The 19,496-nt window shown below is 72.9% G+C and carries 17 protein-coding genes and 1 pseudogene; 12 read left to right on the forward strand and 6 right to left on the reverse strand.

Annotated elements, in window-relative coordinates; genetic code table 11:
- The first annotated feature begins 22 nt into the window (after positions 1-22).
- Positions 23-484 (forward strand): HIT family protein, encoded by a 462-nt coding sequence (locus HDA43_RS29455; RefSeq protein ID WP_179827446.1) that lies wholly within the window; start codon positions 23-25, stop codon positions 482-484.
- A gap of 288 nt (positions 485-772) precedes the next feature.
- On the opposite strand, the pseudogene HDA43_RS29460 reads toward HDA43_RS29455, so the two are convergent.
- Positions 773-1,922 (reverse strand): annotated as a pseudogene (locus HDA43_RS29460) (RNA-guided endonuclease InsQ/TnpB family protein); the annotation flags it as partial.
- Positions 1,923-2,107: 185 nt separating this feature from the next.
- The gene (locus HDA43_RS29465) at positions 2,108-2,317 is read right to left on the reverse strand and encodes a hypothetical protein (protein ID WP_179827448.1); all 210 of its coding nucleotides are present in this window, start codon (positions 2,315-2,317) and stop codon (positions 2,108-2,110) included.
- Positions 2,318-2,533: 216 nt separating this feature from the next.
- Here HDA43_RS29465 and HDA43_RS29470 point away from each other — a divergent pair, with 216 nt between their 5' ends.
- The 9 genes from HDA43_RS29470 (at position 2,534) to HDA43_RS29510 (ending at position 11,097) form a co-directional block, all read left to right on the forward strand.
- The gene (locus HDA43_RS29470; protein WP_179827450.1) at positions 2,534-3,730 is read left to right on the forward strand and encodes a sensor histidine kinase; all 1,197 of its coding nucleotides are present in this window, start codon (positions 2,534-2,536) and stop codon (positions 3,728-3,730) included.
- 118 nt (positions 3,731-3,848) lie between these two features.
- On the forward strand, positions 3,849-4,610 hold the full coding sequence (locus HDA43_RS29475) for a LytR/AlgR family response regulator transcription factor (protein WP_179827452.1): 762 nt from the start codon (positions 3,849-3,851) through the stop codon (positions 4,608-4,610).
- On the forward strand, positions 4,607-5,209 hold the full coding sequence (locus HDA43_RS29480; protein WP_246424749.1) for a hypothetical protein: 603 nt from the start codon (positions 4,607-4,609) through the stop codon (positions 5,207-5,209). The genes HDA43_RS29475 and HDA43_RS29480 overlap by 4 nt, the downstream gene beginning before the upstream one ends.
- The gene (locus tag HDA43_RS29485; RefSeq protein ID WP_179827454.1) at positions 5,206-6,705 is read left to right on the forward strand and encodes a sodium/solute symporter; all 1,500 of its coding nucleotides are present in this window, start codon (positions 5,206-5,208) and stop codon (positions 6,703-6,705) included. The genes HDA43_RS29480 and HDA43_RS29485 overlap by 4 nt, the downstream gene beginning before the upstream one ends.
- 100 nt (positions 6,706-6,805) lie before the next feature.
- Positions 6,806-6,958 carry a hypothetical protein gene (locus HDA43_RS29490; protein ID WP_179827456.1) on the forward strand — a complete coding sequence of 51 codons (153 nt, stop codon included), beginning with the start codon at positions 6,806-6,808 and terminating at the stop codon, positions 6,956-6,958.
- Between the two features lie 462 nt (positions 6,959-7,420).
- The gene (locus HDA43_RS29495; RefSeq protein WP_179827458.1) at positions 7,421-7,699 is read left to right on the forward strand and encodes a hypothetical protein; all 279 of its coding nucleotides are present in this window, start codon (positions 7,421-7,423) and stop codon (positions 7,697-7,699) included.
- Positions 7,700-7,810: 111 nt separating this feature from the next.
- Entirely contained in the window at positions 7,811-8,935 is a 1,125-nt protein-coding gene (locus HDA43_RS29500; protein WP_179827459.1) for an MFS transporter, read from the forward strand.
- Between the two features lie 207 nt (positions 8,936-9,142).
- Complete coding sequence (locus HDA43_RS29505) at positions 9,143-9,490, forward strand: DUF485 domain-containing protein (protein WP_179827461.1); 348 nt, start codon at positions 9,143-9,145, stop codon at positions 9,488-9,490.
- Positions 9,487-11,097 carry a monocarboxylic acid transporter gene (locus HDA43_RS29510; RefSeq protein ID WP_179827463.1) on the forward strand — a complete coding sequence of 537 codons (1,611 nt, stop codon included), beginning with the start codon at positions 9,487-9,489 and terminating at the stop codon, positions 11,095-11,097. Before HDA43_RS29505 ends, HDA43_RS29510 begins: the two co-directional genes overlap by 4 nt.
- An 84-nt stretch (positions 11,098-11,181) precedes the next feature.
- Here the strand turns inward: HDA43_RS29510 and HDA43_RS29515 are convergent, their stop codons facing one another.
- The gene (locus tag HDA43_RS29515) at positions 11,182-12,105 is read right to left on the reverse strand and encodes an aldo/keto reductase (protein WP_179827464.1); all 924 of its coding nucleotides are present in this window, start codon (positions 12,103-12,105) and stop codon (positions 11,182-11,184) included.
- A 220-nt stretch (positions 12,106-12,325) separates the two neighbouring features.
- Here HDA43_RS29515 and HDA43_RS35540 point away from each other — a divergent pair, with 220 nt between their 5' ends.
- A complete protein-coding gene (locus HDA43_RS35540) occupies positions 12,326-12,997 on the forward strand; it encodes a TetR/AcrR family transcriptional regulator (RefSeq protein WP_312873604.1) in 672 nt (223 codons plus the stop codon).
- A gap of 8 nt (positions 12,998-13,005) precedes the next feature.
- On the opposite strand, the gene HDA43_RS29525 is transcribed toward HDA43_RS35540, so the two are convergent.
- The 3 genes from HDA43_RS29525 to polX form a co-directional block, all read right to left on the reverse strand.
- Positions 13,006-14,607 carry a wax ester/triacylglycerol synthase family O-acyltransferase gene (locus HDA43_RS29525; RefSeq protein ID WP_179827466.1) on the reverse strand — a complete coding sequence of 534 codons (1,602 nt, stop codon included), beginning with the start codon at positions 14,605-14,607 and terminating at the stop codon, positions 13,006-13,008.
- A 321-nt stretch (positions 14,608-14,928) separates the two neighbouring features.
- Positions 14,929-16,068, reverse strand: coding sequence for a sulfite oxidase (locus HDA43_RS29530; protein ID WP_179827468.1), 1,140 nt, complete (start codon positions 16,066-16,068; stop codon positions 14,929-14,931).
- Between the two features lie 225 nt (positions 16,069-16,293).
- Complete coding sequence (gene polX, locus HDA43_RS29535) at positions 16,294-17,976, reverse strand: DNA polymerase/3'-5' exonuclease PolX (protein WP_179827470.1); 1,683 nt, start codon at positions 17,974-17,976, stop codon at positions 16,294-16,296.
- 357 nt (positions 17,977-18,333) lie between these two features.
- Here polX and HDA43_RS29540 point away from each other — a divergent pair, with 357 nt between their 5' ends.
- Complete coding sequence (locus HDA43_RS29540) at positions 18,334-19,488, forward strand: YcaO-like family protein (protein ID WP_179827472.1); 1,155 nt, start codon at positions 18,334-18,336, stop codon at positions 19,486-19,488.
- Positions 19,489-19,496: the final 8 nt, after the last annotated feature.

A 19,496-nucleotide genomic window follows, 5' to 3' on the forward strand; every position in this document is an offset into this window, starting at 1 on the left:
GGCCGCCTTCTATGCTGGGGCGATGGCGGAGACTTCCGGGGCGGCCGCCTCCGGCGCGGCGGAGGCGGCGTGCGCGTTCTGCGCCATCGCGGCGGGGGAGCAGCCGGCGTCGGTGGTGCTCTCCGACGGCGTGGCCACGGCCTTCCTGGACCGGCGGCCGGTCTTCAAGGGGCACGTCCTCGTGGTGCCCGTCCGCCACGTCGAGACGCTCCCGGAGCTGCCGGCGCCGCTGGTCGGCCCGTTCTTCGAGCGGGTCCGGGCCGTCTCCGCCGCCGTCGAGCGCGGCCTCGCGGCGGGCGGCACGTTCGTGGCGGTGAACAACCGGATCAGCCAGAGCGTGCCGCACCTGCACGTCCACGTCGTCCCCCGCAACCGCGGGGACGGCCTGCGCGGCTTCTTCTGGCCCCGCGTCCGCTACGACGGCGACGACGAGGCCGATTCCTACGCCGAGCGCATCCGCCGGGCCCTGGGGCCGTCCGCCTGAAGCCCGGCGGGCGGTCCCCGGGAACGGACCCGCGGGGGACGAGGCCGCACGGCCCGGAGGCCGGATCCGCGGCGGGCGGGCCGACGATCGTGCCACCGGCCCTGGAGGTGTTCAGCGGCACACCCTGGCGGTCGAGGTAGGGGCCGGTGATGTCGCGGGAGCGGCCGGCGTAGACGCTTTGACGTCCTCCCCGCCTTGAAGGGCGGGGATTCTCCCCTGCCAGGCCGCCGAGAACGCGGGCGGCTTGGAGTGGGTTCCTGCTTCGCCGGGTCGTGCCACCGCAAGCGGTGGTCTCACCGTCCCTCCACAGGCGTTTCGCCTGTCCGCCCGTCCGGCGGCCAGGATGTTGATCGCCGCGTTGACGTCCCGGTCGTGGACCATGCCATATGGGCAGGTCCACGACCGGACGGAAAGCGGCATCTTGTCCTGCAAGGTCCCGCATGCCGAGCAGAGCTTCGACGACGGGAACCAGCAGTCGATCTTGGCGAAGGTGCGGCCGTATCGGGCGGCCTTGTACTCCAGCATGGCCGTGAACTGCGACCAGCCCGCGTCGTGGACGCTTTTGGCCAGCCTCGTGCGCGCCAGGCCCCTCACCGACAGATTCTCCACGTACACCGCTTGGTTGTCGCGAATGATGCTCGCAGAGAGCTTGTGGGCGAAGTCCCGGCGCGCGTCGGCCACCCGGGCATGCGCCCGCGCGACCTTGGCAATGGCCTTCTTGCGATTGTCCGACCCCTTCACTTTCCGGGAGAGGGCCTGCTGCGCTTTGCGCAGGCGGCGCTCCGTCCGGCGCAGGAAGCGCGGGTTGTCCACCTTCGAGCCGTCCGAGGTGACCGCGAAGTGCGTCAGTCCCAGGTCGATGCCCACCTCGGCCACCGTTTCCGGTAGCGGCTCGTCGGCCGTCTCGACCACGAACGACGCGAAGTACCTGCCTGCCGCGTCCTTGATGACCGTGACGCTGGACGGCTCCGACGGTAGGGTCCGCGACCAGCGCACCGGCACGTCCCCGATCTTCGGCAGGCGCAGCCTCCCGCCCGCCGTGATCGAGAACCGGGCGTTGCGGGTGAACCGGATGGCCTGCCGGTTGTCCTTGCGCGACCGGAACCGGGGCGGGGCCACCTTCGGGCCCTTCCGCTTCCCGGCGGCCGAGGTGAAGAAATTCCGGTAGGCGGTGTTCAGATCGGCGAGCGCCTGCTGAAGCAGGACGGCCGACACCTCACCGAGCCAGGCGCGTTCCGGCGTCTTCTTCGCCTCGGTGATGACCCGCTTGGACAACTCCCCGTCGGAGACGTACGGCAGGCCCGCCTCACGCGCTGCCTGGCGTGCGCGCAGCCCGTCGTCGAACACCACTCGGGCGCACCCGAACGCCCGCGCCAGCGCCTGGCGCCGGGCGCCGGGCGGCGTCCGGGGAGAGCCGGTACCGGTAACGCAGCCGCACGGCCATCATCGTGCCATCCGGCCATGACCGGGCGTAGGGGAATCCGGGCGATCCGTGAACACACCGGCGACCGCGCCAACGCCGCCCACCACCCCGGCGAGCACACCATCGCCGAACGCGGGCGGCCGGCCCTTCGCCGTCCTGGTGCCCTACACCTGGTGGGCCGAGCGGCAAGACCGGGAAGGTCAGGACACGCCCGCGCCCTGGCGGGCACTCCCGCGCGGGCCTTCATCTCCGGCCTGAAGACCGGAGCACCGGCCCGCATTTCGGTAGCCGGTCGTCAGGCCCGCGCAGCAGTCGGCGGAGGAGGCGAACAGGTACCAGTAGCCGGCGCGGCGGACCAGATAGCCGCCCTCGAAGGGGTTGCCGATGGCGATCATGGTCGGCTCGCCCACCGCGCGCCTGCCGGTGGCGTCAAGCCTGGTGATGAAGACGCCGCCGTATCAGGAGCCGTAGACGAGGTACTGGGCGTCGACGGTCAGGGCCGGATCGAAGGTCCATGTGAAGTCGCACTCACCGCCGTACGCCTGCCGGCCGTCCGTGGCAACGTATTGATCTACCTTGTAAAGGAACGCTGGCCGTACAACGGTCCCGGCGGTAGGGTCCGGCAGGTGGAACCCCTCGTCGCGGTGCTGGTGGTGGCGGTCGTGGTCGGCGTCCCGGCGCTGGTGCTGTGGCGGGTGCTGCGCGGCCGGCGGGAGCTGGGCAGCAGCCCGGCCGAGCGGGCCACGTTCGAGACCCTGCACACCGCCTCGCTCGCCGCGCCGCCGCTGCGGGCCGGGCTGACCGAGGCCGGGGCGCAGAAGGCGTCCCGGCACCTGCGCGAGCTGCTCGGCTCCCCGGCGCTGGCGATCACCGACGGGGAGCGGCTGCTGGTCTACGACGGCGAGGGCGACCACCACGCCCCGGAGGCGTTCGGGCACGCGGCCAGGACCCTGGCGGGCGGCCGTACCCGGGTGCTGGGGCCGGAGGTCATCTCGTGCGAGATCCCCGAGTGCCCGATCAGGTTCGCCGTGGTGGTGCCGCTCACCACCGACGGCCGGGTGGTCGGGTCGCTGGCGGCCTACGGCGGGCACGCCTCGGCGGGGCTGGTCCGGGCGGCCCACGAGGTGGCGAGCTGGGTGGACTCCCAGCTGGAGCTGGCCGAGCTCGACCGGTCCAGGACGCGGCTGATGGAGGCGGAGGTGCGGGCGCTGCGGGCGCAGATCTCCCCGCACTTCATCTACAACTCGCTGACGACCATCGCGAGCTTCGTGCGGTCCGACCCGGATCGCTCGCGGGACCTGCTGCTGGACTTCGCGGACTTCACCCGGTACTCCTTCCGGCGGCACGGGGAGTTCACCACGCTGGCCGAGGAGCTGCACTCCATCGACCGGTACCTCACCCTGGAGCGGGCCCGGTTCGGCGACCAGCTCCAGGTGACCCTGCGGATCGCCCCGGAGGTGCTGGCGGTGGCGGTGCCGTTCCTGTGCCTGCAGCCGCTGGTGGAGAACGCGGTACGGCACGGCCTGGAGAGCAAGCCGGGGACCGGGTGCATCGCGATCATCGCGGAGGACGCGGGCGCCGAGTGCCGGATCAGCGTGGAGGACGACGGGGTCGGGATGGACCCGGAGCGGCTGCGCCGGATCCTGGCGGGGGACACCGACGAGCGTTCCGGAGCCGGCGGGGTGGGGCTGGCGAACGTGGACGAGCGGCTGCGTCAGGTCTACGGTGACGAGTTCGGGCTGGTCGTGGAGACCGGCAGGGGCGCCGGGACCAAGGTCAGCGTGCGGGTTCCCAAGTATCACCCGGGGGTGTCGGCCAACTGAGGCCGGGTCCGCGGCGGACGGCGCCTCGGAGGGCGCCGCCGGGCGGAGACTGTTGACACTTGATGTCTGGTTCATCACCCTCTAGGGATTCGCATGTGAACGACGTCGAGGGGTGACCGTGACCGGCCTGCGTGTGCTGGCGGTGGACGACGAGCTTCCCGCCCTGGAGGATCTGGCCTACCTGCTGCGGGACGATCCGCGGATCGGCGAGGTCTTCCTGGCCAGGGACGGCGCGGCCGCGTTGCGGGTGCTGGACCGGGCGATCGCCGAGGGGCGGCCGGTGGACGCGGTGTTCCTGGACATCCGGATGCGGGGGCTGGACGGGGTGGTGCTGGGCAGGCTGCTGTCGCAGTTCGCCAACCCGCCGCGGGTGGTGTTCGTGACGGCGTACGAGGAGCACGCGGTCGACGCCTTCGAGATCAAGGCCGAGGACTACCTGCTGAAGCCGGTCCGGCCGGAGCGGCTGGCGGAGGCGATCCGGCGGGTGTGCGTGGCGGCGGAGCTGCCGGACGGTGACGGCGCGGGCCGGGCCGGGCCGGAGACGATCCCGGTGGAGCTGGGGGGCGTCACCCGGTTCGTCTCCAGCGCCGAGGTGCGCTACGTGGAGGCGCAGGGCGACTACGCGCGGCTGCACACGGCCGCCGGCAGCCATCTGGTGCGCATCTCGCTGGCCACGCTGGAGGAGCGCTGGTCGGCGGCGGGGTTCGTACGGGTGCACCGCAGTCATCTGGTGGCGGTCAAGCACATCGACGAGCTGCACATCGAGTCGGGCCGGTGCGTGGTGCGGGTCGGCGGCAGCGAGATCCCGGTCAGCCGCCGGCACACCCGCGAGCTTCGTGACCTGCTGGTGCGCCGGGCCCGCCGGGGCAGGGGCGAATGAGCAGGGAGGGCAGGGAGGCCGAGCCGCAGGAGGAGCCGGAGCCGCGGCGGCGGATGGCCGAGCGGTTCACCCGGGCGGTGGGCCGGGAGGGCCGGGAGGGGGAGCGGCCGCGGCCGCGGCGCGAGGTGGTGACCAGCCCGCGGACCACCGCGGCCCGGCATCCGCGGTATCCGGCGACGCGGGAGATCGACGAGCAGACGCGGCTGGGCGAGGTCTACATGAGGTCGCTGGTGCGGACGCAGTTCCGACTGGCCTTGTTCGTCTGCACGGTCCTGGGGTGCGTGGCCGGCGGGTTGCCGCTGCTGTTCATGCTGGTGCCGGAGCTGGGGTCGGCGCATCTTCTCGGGGTGCCGGTGCCGTGGGCGCTGCTGGCGGGGCTGGTCTACCCGGGGTTCGTGGCCGGGGCGTGGCTGTACGTACGGCAGGCCGAACGCAACGAGCGGCACTTCGCCGAGCTGGTGGACCGGCCGGGCGGGCGTGACGAGCGGTGTTCCACCGGGCCGGTGGACCGGCCGGGCGGGCGTGATCCGGATGCGGGGGCGGATCCGGCCGCGGGCCCGGTCGCGGAGCCCGGGTCGGACCGGGCGGGTGGCCGGTGAACGCGGCGTACGGGGTGACCGCCGTGGTCCTGGTGATGCTGGCGGCGGTGCTGATCGGGACGTTCGGCGTGCGGCTGTCGCGGACCACCTCGGACTTCTACGTCGCCTCCCGGACGGTCTCGCCGCTGTGGAATGCCTCGGCCATCGGCGGGGAGTACCTGTCGGCGGCGAGCTTCCTGGGGGTCGCCGGGCTGATCCTCACCTACGGCGCGGACATGCTGTGGCTGCCGGTGGGGTGGACGGGCGGGTACCTGGTGCTGCTGGTGCTGGTCTCGGCGCCGCTGCGCCGTTCCGGGGCCTACACGCTGCCGGACTTCGCCGAGGCGCGACTGGAGTCGATGGCGGTGCGCCGACTGGCCGGGGTGCTGGTGGTGCTGATCGGGTGGCTGTACCTGATGCCGCAGTTCCAGAGCGCGGGCCTGGTGCTGCGGGCCATCACCGGCGCGCCGGAGTGGATCGGCGGGTCGCTGGTGGCGGTGGTGGTGGCGGTCAACGTGGTGTCGGGCGGCATGCGGTCGATCACTTTCGTGCAGGCGTTCCAGTACTGGCTGAAGCTGACCGCGCTGGCCGTTCCGGTGGTGTTCCTGCTGGTGGCCTGGCGGGCGGACGGCGCCCCGGGCCTGAGCGCGGGTGACGCGGCGACCTGGGCGCTGCCGCTGGCCAGCGGCAAGGAGTACGGCCTGTACTCGACGTACTCGCTGATCCTGGCGACGTTCCTGGGCACGATGGGACTGCCGCACGTGCTGGTGCGGTTCTACACCAACCCCGACGGGCGGGCGGCGCGCCGTACGACGCTGGTGGTGCTGACCCTGCTGGGGGTGTTCTACCTGCTTCCGGCGGTCTACGGCGCGCTGGGCCGGGTCTACGTCCCAGAGTTGGCGGGCGGTGACACGGTGGTGCTGGCGCTGCCCGGCCGGGTGATCGGGGGAGTGGCGGGCGACCTGCTGGGGGCGCTGGTCACGGCGGGGGCGTTCGCGGCGTTCCTGTCGACCTCCTCGGGGCTGACGGTGTCGGTGGCGGGGGTGATCGGCCAGGACATCCTCAGGGGCGGGGTCCGTTCGTTCCGCGCGGCGGCGGTGGTGGCGGTGGCGGTGCCGCTGGGCCTGGCGACGTGGGCGCGCACGCTGCCGGTGGCCGACGTGGTGGGACTGGCCTTCGCGGTGGCGGCCTCCTCCTTCTGCCCGCTGCTGGTGCTGGGCATCTGGTGGCGGCGGCTCACCTCGGCCGGGGCGATGGCCGGGTTGCTGGCGGGCGGCGGCCTGGCCGGCGGGGCGGTGCTGCTGACGATCGGCGGCGGCCCGCACACCGGGCTGGCCGGGGCGTTGCTGGCGCAGCCCGCGGCGTGGACGGTGCCGGTGGCCTTCGGGGTGATGATCGTGGTCTCGCTGCTGACGCCGGGCCGCATCCCGCCGGGGGTGGCGCGCACGATGGTGCGCCTGCACACCCCCGAGACCCTCAACCTGGACCGTGGCGACTGGCGGCCCCGTTCCCCCTGATCCCGACAGGGGTGGCCGGCGTCCCGGGCGCCCTTGACGCGGATCATGACATGTGAAGGAATGATCGGAAAAGGGTCCGTTTCGAGGTGGGGAGCGTGCGATGGGCAACAGCAACTCCAACGGCCGGTGCCTCACCGGGGAGGACGGCTTCCAGCTTGAGGCCTCCTTCTCCTTCAGCCCCGCCGAGACGCTCCTTCTCGATGAGTTCTTCTCCGTGCGGTTCGCGCCCGGCGTGCTCACCGGCGCCCGCTGACGGCCGGTGGCACGCGCCCAGCGGGAGCGTGAGACCGGTCTGACGGAGGCGTCGTCCGTCATGGCCCGCTGGTAAGAATCGCGGCACACGGCCCAAACGAGCGGCGTCACCGCAGGTCACGGTGCGCGACGGTGTCACCCGCAGAGGGCGGGTTTCGGTCCGGGCGTTCGGGGATGAGTCAGGCACCCTGCGGCGCGATAAGGCTGGTTCAGGCGTTTTCGCAGGTCGCGTTGCTCGCTAAGTGCTTTTATGTCAAGCCGCCTAGGAACTCCAGGTCACTCACAGCTACTTTGCGCCTGGTCAGAGATCCGAGCGGAGGGCCATCTGGTGCAGCCGATCCGGCACTCGCTGTAGTAGTAAGGAGTAGTAAAGCGGGATCTTGGGAAAGTTTTTGCAGGTGCGGTGGAACCAACCGCACAACCATGACCATGGCGAAAACATGCCAGGCGAGGAGAGACGACTTTGAGCGGTGCGACGTACAAGTTTCTGCTGGCGGGCTGGGAGAAGCGCAGCGTGTGGGGCTTCGATGTCGACGAGTCCGGTGGTAAGAGTTATTGGGCGGACCTGTACCGCAACGAGAACTCGGACGACGAGCCGGACGGGAAATTCCGCGGAGGGGAACCCCCCATGTGGTCCCTCGACTATGGCGCCCTGTACAACGAGATCCTCAATTACATCCACGTTGATCCGGATCAGCTTCAACAAGCGTTTGACGACGGCATGGACGAAGGCATGGGCTGACCCGGGCCCGCGGTCGACGCCGCGGCCGGGGGCGGCCGGTAGGCCTGGCGGCGCTCGGGCCCGCTCCTGCAGGCCCGGGCATCGGGGCGCGGCGACCCGCTCGTTTGGGCCGTGTGCCGCGATTCTTACCAGCGGGCCAAGAAGCTCACCGGCTCCGACGGCGCCGCCGGGCTGACCCTGTTCTTCTTCACCGTTCCGCTGTGCCTGTCGCCGCTGATCGGCTATGTGATCGACCGGGTGGACCGCCGGAGGTTCCTGGTCGCGACCTGCCTGCTGGCGGCCGTGGCGATCACCCCGCTCGCCGCGGTGACCGGGCGCGACACCTTCTGGCTGGTCTACCCGGTCGCGGCCGCCATGGGGCTGTCGTACGCCGCGACGTCCGGGGCGCTCGGCGGGCTGCTGAAGGCCATCCTGCCGGCGGAGTCGCTCGCCGGGGCCAACGGCGCGCTGCAGACCGCCCGGCAGGGACTGCGCCTGGTCGGGCCGCTGTTCGGCATGGCCGTCTACGCGACCTGGGGCATCGGCGCGGTGGTGCTGTTCGACGTGGCCACCTTCATGGTGGCGGCCGCGGCCTTCGCGCTGCTGCCCGCGCCGCCGCCGGCGCCGGCCGCGCCGCGGGGCCGGCCACGGGACGAGTTCCTGGCCGGCGCCCGGCACCTGGCCGGTGATCCGCTGCTGCGCCGTACCGTGACGGCGTTCTGCATGATGTTCGCGGTCGCGGGCGCCACCGAGTCGCTGATCTTCGCGGTCATCGAACACGGCCTGGGCCGGCCGCCGGAGTTCACCGCGGTCACCTCCACCGCCATGGGCGTCGGCGCGATCATCGGCGGTCTGGGCGCGGCGGCGGTGATCGCCCGCTGCGGCGAGCTGTTCGCGATCGGCGCCGGCATCGCCCTGTACGGCGTGGCCGTGCTGCTGTGGGCGGTGCCCGCCGGGGCGGTCGTGCTCGCCGCGATGGCGACGGGGGGCGCCGGGCTGACGCTGGCGGGGGTGGCCGAGGCGACGCTGACGCAGCGGCGCAGCCCCGGTCACCTGGTCGGGAGGGTCTCGGCCGCCTTCGACGCGGTCGCCGGCGTCGTCCAGCTGGCGTCCCTGGCGGCGGGGGCGGTGCTGGTGTCGCTCTTCGACCACCGCGTCCTGCTGGGCGTGGTGGGGGTGACGGTGTGCCTGGCCGGGGCGCACGCCCTGCGGGCCCGGTCCATGAGGTCCCCGGCCGGGCACCCGACCGCCGCCTGACCGGGTCCCGCCGTCCGGGGCCGGTGGCCGGGCCGGGCGGGGCGCGGCGGACCGTTCGGCGCAGGGATCGGGCCGTTCACCGCGGGCCGGGGCCGGTTGAACGCCGTCCGGCGGCGGCTGGGCGACGAGTCCGCCGCCGGGTCTCCTCGCCGGAGAACCCCTCCTCCTACGTTGTCGGTGACCCAGATCACATGCGTGGGAGGTCCGGTGACCACCAGACAACATGATTCATCGCTATATGAAGAGATCCAGAATGACGAGCGGTTCCAGGAGCTGAGGCGGCGCTTCCGCGCGTGGGTGTTCCCGATGACCGTGGTGTTCCTGGTGTGGTACCTGCTGTACGTCGCGCTGTCGGCCTGGGCCCGCGGTTTCATGGGCACGAAGGTCCTCGGCAACATCAACGTAGCGTTGATCTTCGGCCTGCTGCAGTTCGTCTCGACGTTCCTCATCGCCTGGGCCTACTCCCGGCACGCCGCCAGGAAGCTCGACCCGCTTGCCGACGAGATCCGCCACGAGGCGGAGGGCAGGACCGACGTGAGGGGCGGGACCGAATGAGCCACCAGACGCTGTCCACGATCCTGTTCCTGCTCTTCGTCGCGATCACCCTGGGCATCACCTTCCGGGCCAGCCGCAGCACCAAGGACGCCGCGGGCTTCTACGCCGGCGGCCGGTCCTTCAGCGGCGCGCAGAACGGCCTGGCGATCGGCGGCGACTACATGTCGGCCGCGAGCTTCCTGGGCATCGCCGGGACCATCGCGCTGTCGGGCTACGACGGCTTCCTGTACTCGATCGGCTTCCTGGTCGCCTGGCTGGTCGCGCTGCTGCTGGTCGCCGAGCTGATGCGCAACTCCGGCAAGTTCACCATGGCCGACGTGCTGGCCTTCCGGATGAGCCCGCGCCCGGTGCGCACCGCGGCGGGCGTCTCCACCATCGTGGTGTCGATCTTCTACCTGCTGGCCCAGATGGTCGGCGCGGGAGCCCTGGTCGGCCTGCTGCTCGGCGTCACCTCCCCGGCGGGCAAGGCGCTCACCATCGTCGCCGTGGGCCTGCTGATGATCGTCTACGTGGTCGTCGGCGGCATGAAGGGCACCACCTGGGTGCAGATCGTCAAGGCCGTGCTGCTCATGGGCGGCGCGACCCTGATCACCCTGCTGGTGCTCGGCAAGTACGGGTTCAACCTCTCCGGGCTGCTCGGCGACGCCGCCGCGCAGAGCGGCAAGCCCGAGACGTTCCTCGCCGGAGGCGGCAAGTACGCCACCGAGGCGCAGGGCCTGGCCGGCAAGCTCGACCTGATCAGCCTGGGCCTGGCGCTGGTGCTGGGCACCGCGGGCCTGCCGCACATCCTGATCCGCTTCTACACCGTCCCCACCGCCAAGGAGGCCCGCAAGTCGGTGCTGTGGGGCATCGGCATCATCGGCGTGTTCTACCTGCTGACCCTCGTGCTGGGCTTCGGCGCGGCGGCGCTGGTCGGCGGCAAGGCCATCGCCGCGCAGGACAAGGCCGGAAACACCGCCGCGCCGATGCTCGCCGAGGCGATCGGCCGGGCCGTCTTCGGCGAGGTGGGCGGCACGATCCTGCTGGCGGTGATCGCCGCGGTCGCCTTCGCCACGATCCTGGCGGTCGTCGCCGGGCTGACCCTGGCCTCCTCCTCCAGCTTCGCCCACGACCTGTACGCCCACGTCTTCAAGCGCGGCCAGACCACCGACCGGGAGGAGATCGCGGTCGCCCGGATCTCCGCCTTCGTCATCGGCGCCGTCGCCATCGGCCTGGGCATCCTCGCCCAGAAGCAGAACGTGGCGTTCCTGGTGGCGCTGGCCTTCGCGGTCGCCGCCTCGGGCAACCTGCCGGCGATCCTCTACAGCCTGTTCTGGCGCCGGTTCAACACCTCCGGCGCCGTCTGGGCCATCTACGGCGGCCTGGCCTCGGCGCTGCTGCTGGTGGTCTTCTCGCCGGTCGTGTCGGGCGCGGAGACCTCGCTGATCCCGGGCGCGGACTTCTCCTGGTTCCCGCTGAGCAACCCCGGCCTGGTCTCGATCCCGCTGGGCTTCCTGTTCGGCTACCTCGGAACCGTGCTCAGCAAGGAGCACAACGCCACCAAGTACGCCGAGATCGAGGTCCGCTCGCTCACCGGCGTCGGCGCGGAGAAGGCCGCCCAGCACTGACCGCGCCGCGGGGCCCGGCGGGTCCCGCGGCACCGGCGGAGGTCCCGAGACGTCCGGAGAGGACGCCTCGGGACCTCTCGCATGTCAGCGGGACGCCTCGTCCAGCAGCTTCAGGTCGTCGTCGGTCAGCTCCAGCTCGGCGACGGCCAGCAGCGGCCTGAGCTGCTCGACGTTGCGGGCGCTGGCGATGGGCGCGGCCACCGTGGGCTGGGCGGCCAGCCAGGCGAGCGCGACGGTGGCCGGGACGGCGTCGTGGGCGGCGGCCACCTCGTCCAGCGCGGCGAGCACCCGGCGGCCCCGTTCCTCCTCCAGGTAGCGGGCGGCGGCGCCGGCGCGGGGGCTGTCCACCTCGACCCCGGGCCGGTACTTGCCGGTCAGGAAGCCGCGGGCCAGACCGAGGTACGGCGTGCTGGTCAGCCCCCGGGCCGCCACCACGTCGCGCAGCGCCCCTTCGTAGTCGCGCTCCACCAGGTTGTAGTGCTGCTGCAGCACCCCGTAGCGGGGCAGGCCCTCGCGCTCGGAGACGTCCAGGGCCTCGGCCAGCCGCTCGGGGCCGTAGTTGGAGGCGCCGATGTTGCGGATCTTGCCCTCGCCGATCAGCTCACCGAACACGCCGAGCGTCTCCTCCAGCGGGGTGTCGGCGTCGTCGATGTGCGCCCAGTACAGGTCGATGTAATCGGTCCGCAGCCTGCGCAGGGAGTCCTCGACGGCCAGGCGGACGTTCTTCGCCGACAGGCCGGGACGGCTGCCCAGCATGCCGACCTTGGTGGCCAGCACGATCCGGTCGCGGTTGCCGCGGGCGTCGAGCCACTCGCCGATGATGGTCTCCGACTCCCCGCCGGCATGCCCGGGGGCCCACGCGGAGTACACGTCGGCGGTGTCGACGAAGTTACCGCCGGCCTCGGCGTAGGCGTCCAGAACGGCGAAGGAGTCCTCGCGGCCGGCGGTCCAGCCGAAGACGTTGCCGCCCAGGCAGAGCGGGAAGAGGTTGAGTTCGGAAAAGCTCATGTGGCAACTGTATTTGCCTCCTGCCCGCGCGCCTCGGGGGCCCCGCCGGGCCCGGGCCGGTGTGCCGCGCGGCCGGCCGTACGGCGGCGCCCGCCGCACCGCGGCCCCCCGCGCGCCGGCCGGTGCGTTCCCGCGTACGGCGGAGCCGGGCGGCACGCCGTACGGTGATCTCCCTCCGGCGGCATGGAAATCCGGCCGGACCCGCGGTTATGGTCGGCGTGTGAACGGCTTCAGGCAGCGGCGGGGCGGGTCCGGGCGCGAGGGTGGCGGCGCCGATCCCGGTGCGCGGTCCGGGCGCGAGGGTGGCGGCGCCGATCCCGGTGCGCGGTCCGGGCGCGAGCGTGACGGTGCCGATCCCGGTGCGCGCACCCGCATTCTCGACGCCGCCGAGACGCTGTTCGCCGGGGGCGGCTACGAGGCGACCTCGACGGCGGAGATCGCCCGGGTCGCCGACGTGCCCAAGGGCCTGGTCTTCCACTACTTCCCCAGGAAGATCGACGTGCTGGTCACGCTGGTCGACGAACGCACGCTCGTGGAGGAGGCCCCCGAGGTGGAGGCCGTCCCCGGTGACGCGGCCGGGACGCTGTCGAAGCTGGCCCGGCGGCTGCCGCTGCGCGCCTCCCCGGCGATGCGCCGCATCCTGTTCCGCGAGGCCGACACGCACGGCTCGGTCCGCGAGCGGCTGGGCCGCCTGAACGGAGAGATCATCCGGCGGGCCCGGTTCGCCCTGGGGCTGGCGCTGCCGACCCCGCGGGGCGACGCCGCCCGGCTGGAGGTCGCCGCCGTCACCTTCGCCGCGGTGCTCCTCTACCAGGAGAACCTCTGCCAGCTCACCGGGCACGCCATCGACCCCGACGCGGTCGCCGAGCTGATCGCCCACGCCCTGGGCTGAACCCCGCTTCAGGCCGACGTCGGCACCGCCACCGTGACCGGGATCGGTGCCGTGGCCGTGTCCGGGACCGCCACCGGATCAGCGACCGCCACCGGCGGGTCCGTGACCGCGGCCGGCTCGGTGGGCGGGGCCGGGTGGGTGTCCGCCGTTCCGGCCAGCTCGACCAGCTCGTCCATCGCCTCCTGCAGGTGGCCCATGAGCCGCCAGACGTCCGCCACCCGGTCCGGGCAGGCCAGCACGCCGAAGCCGAGCGAGCCGTCGTAGGAGAAGCAGGTGATGTTGACCCCGCCGGTCATGTCGGTCAGCACCGACATCGGGTAGTAGCCCAGGACCCGGGCGCCGCACAGGTACAGCGGGAACTGCGGCCCCGGCACGTTGGAGACGATCAGGTTGATCGGCGGCAGCACGATCGAGGCCAGCCGGAAGACCGCCGGGGTCGCCACGGCCGTGACCGGGGCGGGCAGCACCGCCGACAGCTCGTCCAGCCAGGTGGCGGGCGCGGCCGCGAAGCGCCGCTTGGCCCGGCGCATCGCCTCCCCGGTGACCCGCAGCCGCTCCAGGGGGCAGGCGACGTCGGTCGCCAGCGGGGCGATCATGGCCGAGAGCCGGTTGCCGACCCCGGCCCCCGCTCGGGCTCCGCCGCGGGCGCCCGCCGTACGGACCGCGACCGGGACCGCGGCGACCAGCGGTTCGGCGGGCAGCACGTCGCGCTCGCGCAGCCAGGAGCGCAGCGCCGAGGCGCACAGCGTCATGACCACGTCGTTGACGCTGAGCCCGAAGGTCCGGGCGACCCGCTTGACCTCGGAGAGGGGCAGCGCGCCGTAGGAGAAGCGCCGCCGGGCGCTGATCGGGCCGTTGAACGGGGTGGGCGGGGCGACCAGGGGCGGCATCTCCGGCAGCTCGGCCTCGCCGCCGATGATCAAACGGGCCGCGGCGGCCACCGCCCGGGCCGCGGGCAGCGCCCCGAGCAGCGGGATCGCGTCGAGGTCGGCCGCCAGCCGGCCCAGGGAGCGCAGCGCCCTGGCGGGGTGGGAGACCGACCTGGCCACGGCCACGGCCAGCATCTCCCCCGGGTCGGGGGCGGGCGGCGGCGGGCCCGGGGGCTCGGGCGCGGGGACCGGGCGGATCTCGGACGTGAGGTCCAGCAGGCAGGCCAGGATCTCCACGCCCGACATCCCGTCGACCGCGCAGTGGTGGACCTTGGTGTACAGGGCGGCCCGGCCGCCGCTCAGCCCCTGGATGAGGTGCATCTCCCACAGCGGGCGCGACCGGTCGAGACGGCGCTCGTGGATGCGGGTGATCTCGTCGGCGAGCTGGGACTCGTCGCCGGGCAGCGGCAGCACGACCTCGTGGACGTGGTCGGCGACGTCGAGGCCGGCGGCCTCCGTCCAGTACGGCCGGTCGAGGCCGAACGGCACCTCGGCCAGCCGCAGCCGCAGCGCCGGGACCAGGTGCAGCCGCTCGCGCAGCAGCCTGACGACGTCGTCGCGGGTCACGGCGCCGCCGGGGGAGCGGGCGGCGTCCAGGATCGCGACCCCGGCGAGGTGAGCCGCGGTGGTCGCCGACTCGGCGTGCAGGAACTGCGCGTCCAGCGCGGACAGCTGTCGCATCGGTCGGCCCTCCCGGCGGAAAACGGCTGGTGAAAGAACAGGTGCGGCCATCATCGCCCCGGTTCGTTTCCCCCTCGTTTCCCCTGTGCGACGCCAGGCGTCCTTTCCGGATGGGATCCGGCGGACCGACCATGGATTCCGGCGGCTTGTCTTGCCTGATCAGCTAATACCTCCGCGCTCCAAGGGAAATGTCCCGTGACCTTTTGAAGGAGTAAGAACTGCGTACGGGAATTCCATGTGATCGCTGCGGAGTGGAAATCACCGGCGTTTCTCGCTCAGATGTTCGCGGTCCGGCCGTTCACGGCTAAGGACTTTCATCGCTCAGGCGTTCACCACGGTCACCGGATGACGGACGACCGCGTCGAACAGGTATCCGAAACGGTTGTGCGGGGTGCGGTCCGGCTGGACGGCCCCCGTCTCGTCGGTGGCCCTGGCCATCAGCTCGTACGGTCCCGTGGCGCGGGGGCACCAGGTGACGTGCCAGCGGGCCCAGGCGGGGGCGAGGTGCGAGCCGTGCAGCTGGGCCGGGCGCCAGGTGGCGCCGCCGTCCAGGCTCACCCGCACCCCGGTGATCCGGCCGCCGCCCGACCATGAGCGGCCGCGCAGCACGTGCGGGTGCCCGGCGGCGAGCCTGGCCCCCCACGCCAGCTCGAAGGCGCTCCTGATGTTCTGCGTGCTCAGCGGCTCGCCGCCCCGCGGCGGGTAGGCGGCGCCGAACATCCGGTAGAACTCTGTGGTCCACGGCGAGCTCAGGGGTGAGGCGGAGACCTCGATGTCGCCCACCCACTTGATCGACGCCAGGCCGATCCAGGACGGCACGACCAGTCGCACCGGGTAGCCGTGGTCGGGCGGCAGCGGGCGGCCGTTCATCTCGTAGGCGAGGATCACGTCGTCGAGCGCCTTGGCCACCGGGATCGGCCTGCGCACCCTGCCGAAGTCGACGCCTCCCTCGAAGTAGTGCGGGTCGAGGCCGCGCGGCATGACGTCGACCGCGTCGGGGGTGACGCCGGCCAGCCGGAGCACCGTGGAAAGCGGAACCCCGCGCCAGCGGGCCACGCCGGCGGCGCCGAGCCGCCAGGGGGTGCCGGTGACCTCCTGGCCCTGCTGGGAGGCGAACAGGCTGCGGCCGTTGCCCGCGCATTCGATCATCACGTCCCGCGTCACCGCCGGCAGCGACAGCAGCTCGGCGTAGCCGAAGTCGCGGGGCGCGCGCAGGCCGGAGCCGTGCAGCCGCAGCCGCCAGGTGGCGGCGTCGATGATCGGGGTGGAGGTGTGGTTGCGCACGAAGAAGCGTTCGGCGGGCACGTGGTAGCCGACGCCGCCCATCGCCTCCCAGCGCGTCTCGGCGTTGGTGTCGTGCGCGACGAACAGTTCCGGCGGCAGCGGCTTGACAATCCCGGGTACGCCGTCCCCATGGGTTCCGTGGCGCTGTCCCGTCCCGCTCTCGGCCGTGTACGGCATGCTGCTCCCCTTCCCCGGTTACAGTTATTCCCTACCAGATAACCGTGTAATTGTGCAGGGGGCGTGACGGGCGTGTCACCTCCCGCCACCGTGTCACTCCCGGTGTCACTCCCGGTGTGGCTCCCGGCGGCCGGGTCCTCCCCGGGAACCATGCCCATCTGGGAACGTGCCATCCCCGGGAACCGTGCCATCCCCGGGAGCCATGTCATCCTCGGCGGGCGGCCGTCAGCGGCCCAGGAAGTCCAGCAGCCGCTCCAGCGGCCAGGTGTTGATCACGTCGTCGGCGTTCAGCCAGCCCCGCTGCGCCACGCCGACCCCGAACCGCTGGCCCGCGAGCCCCGGCACGGAGTGGGCGTCGCTGTCGATGGAGAACCTCACCCCATGATGCCGCGCCCGCCGTACGAGGTCGGATGGCAGGTCGGAGCGTTCGGCGGCGGAGTCGATCTCCAGCGCGGTGCCGGTGCGCGCGGCGGCGCGGAACACCTCGTCCCAGTCGGCGTCCACCGGCGGGCGCCGGCCGATCCGGCGGGTGGTGGGGTGGCCGATGATGTGGACCTGCGGGTTCTCGCAGGCCGCGACGAACCGCCGCGTCATCTCCTCGCGTGACTGGGTGAAGTGGGAGTGCACGCTGGCCACGCACACGTCGAAGCCGGCCAGCACCTCCTCCGGCCAGTCCACCGACCCGTCGGGGCCGATGTTCAGCTCGGTGCCGTGCAGCAGCCGCATGTCCGGATAGTCCGCCTGCAGGCGGCGCAGCCGCTCGCGCTGCTCCAGCGCCCGCTCCAGGGTCATCCGCTGCATCGCCAGGTCCGGGGCGTGGTCGGTGACGGCGTAGTAGGAGTATCCGCGCGCGGCGGCGGCCGCCACCATCTCCTCGAGGGAGGCGATGCCGTCGGTCAGGTCGGTGTGGGTGTGCAGGTCGCCCCGCAGGTCGGCGACCGTGACCAGGTCCGGCAGCTCCCCGGCGAGCGCCGCGTCGATCTCCCCGCCGTCCTCGCGCAGCGTCGGCGGGATCCACGGCATGCCGAGCGCCTCGTAGACGTCCTCCTCGCGCTCGGCGGCGATCACCCGGTCGCCGTCGAACAGGCCGTACTCCGACAGCTTCCAGCCCCGCTTCACCACCAGCTCCCGCAGGTGCACGTTGTGCTCCTTGGAGCCGGTGAAGTACTGCATGGCCGCGCCCCACGAGGCGGCCGGGACCAGCCGCAGGTCCACCTGCACACCCTGCGTCGTGCGGACCGAGGTCTTCTTCTCGCCGGAGGCGATGACCTCCGCGACGTACGGCATGCCCCGGAAGTCGTCCATCAGGCTCTCCGGGCCGACCGCCAGGATGTCGATGTCGCCGATGGTCTCCTTCATCCGGCGCAGCGACCCGGCGTAGGCGATCCGCTCGGCGTCGAGCGAGGCGATGATCTGCTCGGCGAGGTCCATGGCGGTGCCGATGTCCACCCGGGCGCCGGCCTGCTCCAGCTGCTCCAGGCCGTGCAGCAGGTTGGCCTCCGTCTTGGGGCCGAAGCCCTTGACGCCCCGCAGCCGCCCCTGCCCGATCGCCTCGGCGAGGGCCTCGGGGGAGTCGATGCCCAGCTCCTGGAAGAGGAAGACCGCCTTCTTCGGCCCCAGCGAGGGGACGCGGGTGAGCCGCCTGACACCCTCCGGGACCTTCCCGCGCAGGTCGTCGAGCTGGCGGAAGCTGCCCCTGGTGAGGAACTCCTCGACCTTCTTGGCGATCGCCTCGCCCACCCCCGGCACCGAGCGCACGGCCGTGGCCGCGATGTCCTCGGGGAAACCGGCGATCGCCTTGGCCGCCTTCTGGTAGCTGCGCACCCGGAAGGCGTCGCCGCCGGTCATCGCGAACAGCTCGGCGTACTCCTCCAGGGCTGCCGCGACGGCGTCGTTTGCTCGTGCCATGGGCCCAGCTTAGAAGATCGCCCCGACATTTCCCCGGCCGTCCGCGCCCGGCCCTGGCGGGCTCCAGCACACCGGAAGGTGCACCCGGCCGACCCCGTGAATCACGATCGACAAGAAGTGAGAGGTGAGGAAGGAGGTGAACGGTATGGAGATCAGCTGGGACCTCGGTCAGGTCGACGAAGAGGCGCAGGAGTTCGACGTGCTCGGCAACAAGTCGTACTGACGTGCCGCGCGACGAGAGCGTAGCCGCCCCGCGACCGGGCGGCGCGTGATCCGAGGGCGCTGCGGGGCGGGTCGCCATGTTGACGCCCCCGCGCCCGGACCCCCGGGTGTGCCGGCTTGAGGGAAAGGGAGACCATGGACCAGGGCGACGCCGCGCCGCGGCCCACCGTGCGCCCGCTGGTCGGCGGGATCCTGCACGTGGCCTGGACGGCCGACGACGCCGGCGTCAGCGGCGGCGCCTGCGACGCCGACCCCGGCCGGGCCGCCCGCCGCGCGGCGGGGGAGTACGCCCAGCACGTGAGCCACCTGTCGGCCGCCGGCGCGCTGCCGGTCCTGGCCTGCCCCGGCGACCGGCCCCGGATCGCACCGGCCGCGCACGCCGCCGCCGGCTCCCCGCCGACGTCCTGGGTGGTCGGCCACGGCATGCGCGACGGTACGGAGGTCGCCGTGCCCGCCCAGGCCGTCTTCCTCGGCTGGGACCCTCCGCCGCCGGAGATCCGCTGGTGCGTGCAGACGTCGGCCGGCACCGCCGCCGGCGCCGACCCGGAGCGGGCGCGCACGGCCGCGCTGCTGGAGGTGATCGAGCGGCACGTGCTGGAGCGCGGCTGGCGGACCGGGGACATCCGGTTCGAGGAGCTGGACCACCTGCACGACGCCGTGCTGCCGCCGGGCCTGACCGGCGCGCTGCGGGACGGCGGCGTCACCCTCCGCACGCTCCGCGTGGCGGGGCTGTCGCCCGACGTCGTGACGGCCTTCCTGCACCGCTCCGACGGCACCGCGCTGACCTGCGGCGCCGCCGCCCGGGGGGACACCGCCGACGCCGTACGGCACGCGGTCTACGAGGCGGTGGGCAACCGTCTCGCCCTCTCCGCCCCGCGCGGCTCCACGCGGCCGGGCGGCCATGCCCGTGACGGGGACCCGGCGCGGCCGGGCGCCCTGGACGGAGGCTCCGCGTACCCGGACGCCCGGGACGGAGGCTCCGCGCGGTCGGGCGACCGGGACCGCGACAGAGGGCTCGCCGCGGCCGCCGCCGGCCCGCGGCACCTGGACTTCGTGCGGCGGCGGACCGTGGGCGCAGGCGAGCCCCGGACCGCCCCCGTCACCCCGGCCGGCCTGCTGGAGACCGCCGAGGCCCTGTTCGGCCGCCAGCCCGCCGAAGTGCGGCTGCCCTCGGTCGGGCCGTACGCGGTGCACCGCGTGGTGTGCCACGGCTCGGAGGTCTTCCAACCGCTCACCCCGCCCGCCGGCCTGGCGTGCCCGCCCGCCGGCCTGGCGTGCCCGCTCGCCTAGGAGGTCAC

This window comes from Streptosporangium sandarakinum (genome assembly GCF_013409935.1).
Classification (GTDB): Bacteria; Actinomycetota; Actinomycetes; order Streptosporangiales; family Streptosporangiaceae; genus Streptosporangium; species Streptosporangium nondiastaticum.

Coding starts and splice junctions, on each gene's coding strand:
- HDA43_RS29455 (WP_179827446.1), top strand. CDS start 23: ATGGCGGAGACTTCCGGGGCGGCCGCCTCCGGCGCGGCGGAGGCGGCG.
- HDA43_RS29480 (WP_246424749.1), top strand. CDS start 4,607: ATGAGCAGGGAGGGCAGGGAGGCCGAGCCGCAGGAGGAGCCGGAGCCG.
- HDA43_RS29490 (WP_179827456.1), top strand. CDS start 6,806: ATGGGCAACAGCAACTCCAACGGCCGGTGCCTCACCGGGGAGGACGGC.
- HDA43_RS29510 (WP_179827463.1), top strand. CDS start 9,487: ATGAGCCACCAGACGCTGTCCACGATCCTGTTCCTGCTCTTCGTCGCG.
- HDA43_RS29515 (WP_179827464.1), bottom strand. CDS start 12,105: ATGAGCTTTTCCGAACTCAACCTCTTCCCGCTCTGCCTGGGCGGCAAC.
- HDA43_RS29525 (WP_179827466.1), bottom strand. CDS start 14,607: ATGCGACAGCTGTCCGCGCTGGACGCGCAGTTCCTGCACGCCGAGTCG.
- HDA43_RS29530 (WP_179827468.1), bottom strand. CDS start 16,068: ATGCCGTACACGGCCGAGAGCGGGACGGGACAGCGCCACGGAACCCAT.
- polX (WP_179827470.1), bottom strand. CDS start 17,976: ATGGCACGAGCAAACGACGCCGTCGCGGCAGCCCTGGAGGAGTACGCC.
- HDA43_RS29540 (WP_179827472.1), top strand. CDS start 18,334: ATGGACCAGGGCGACGCCGCGCCGCGGCCCACCGTGCGCCCGCTGGTC.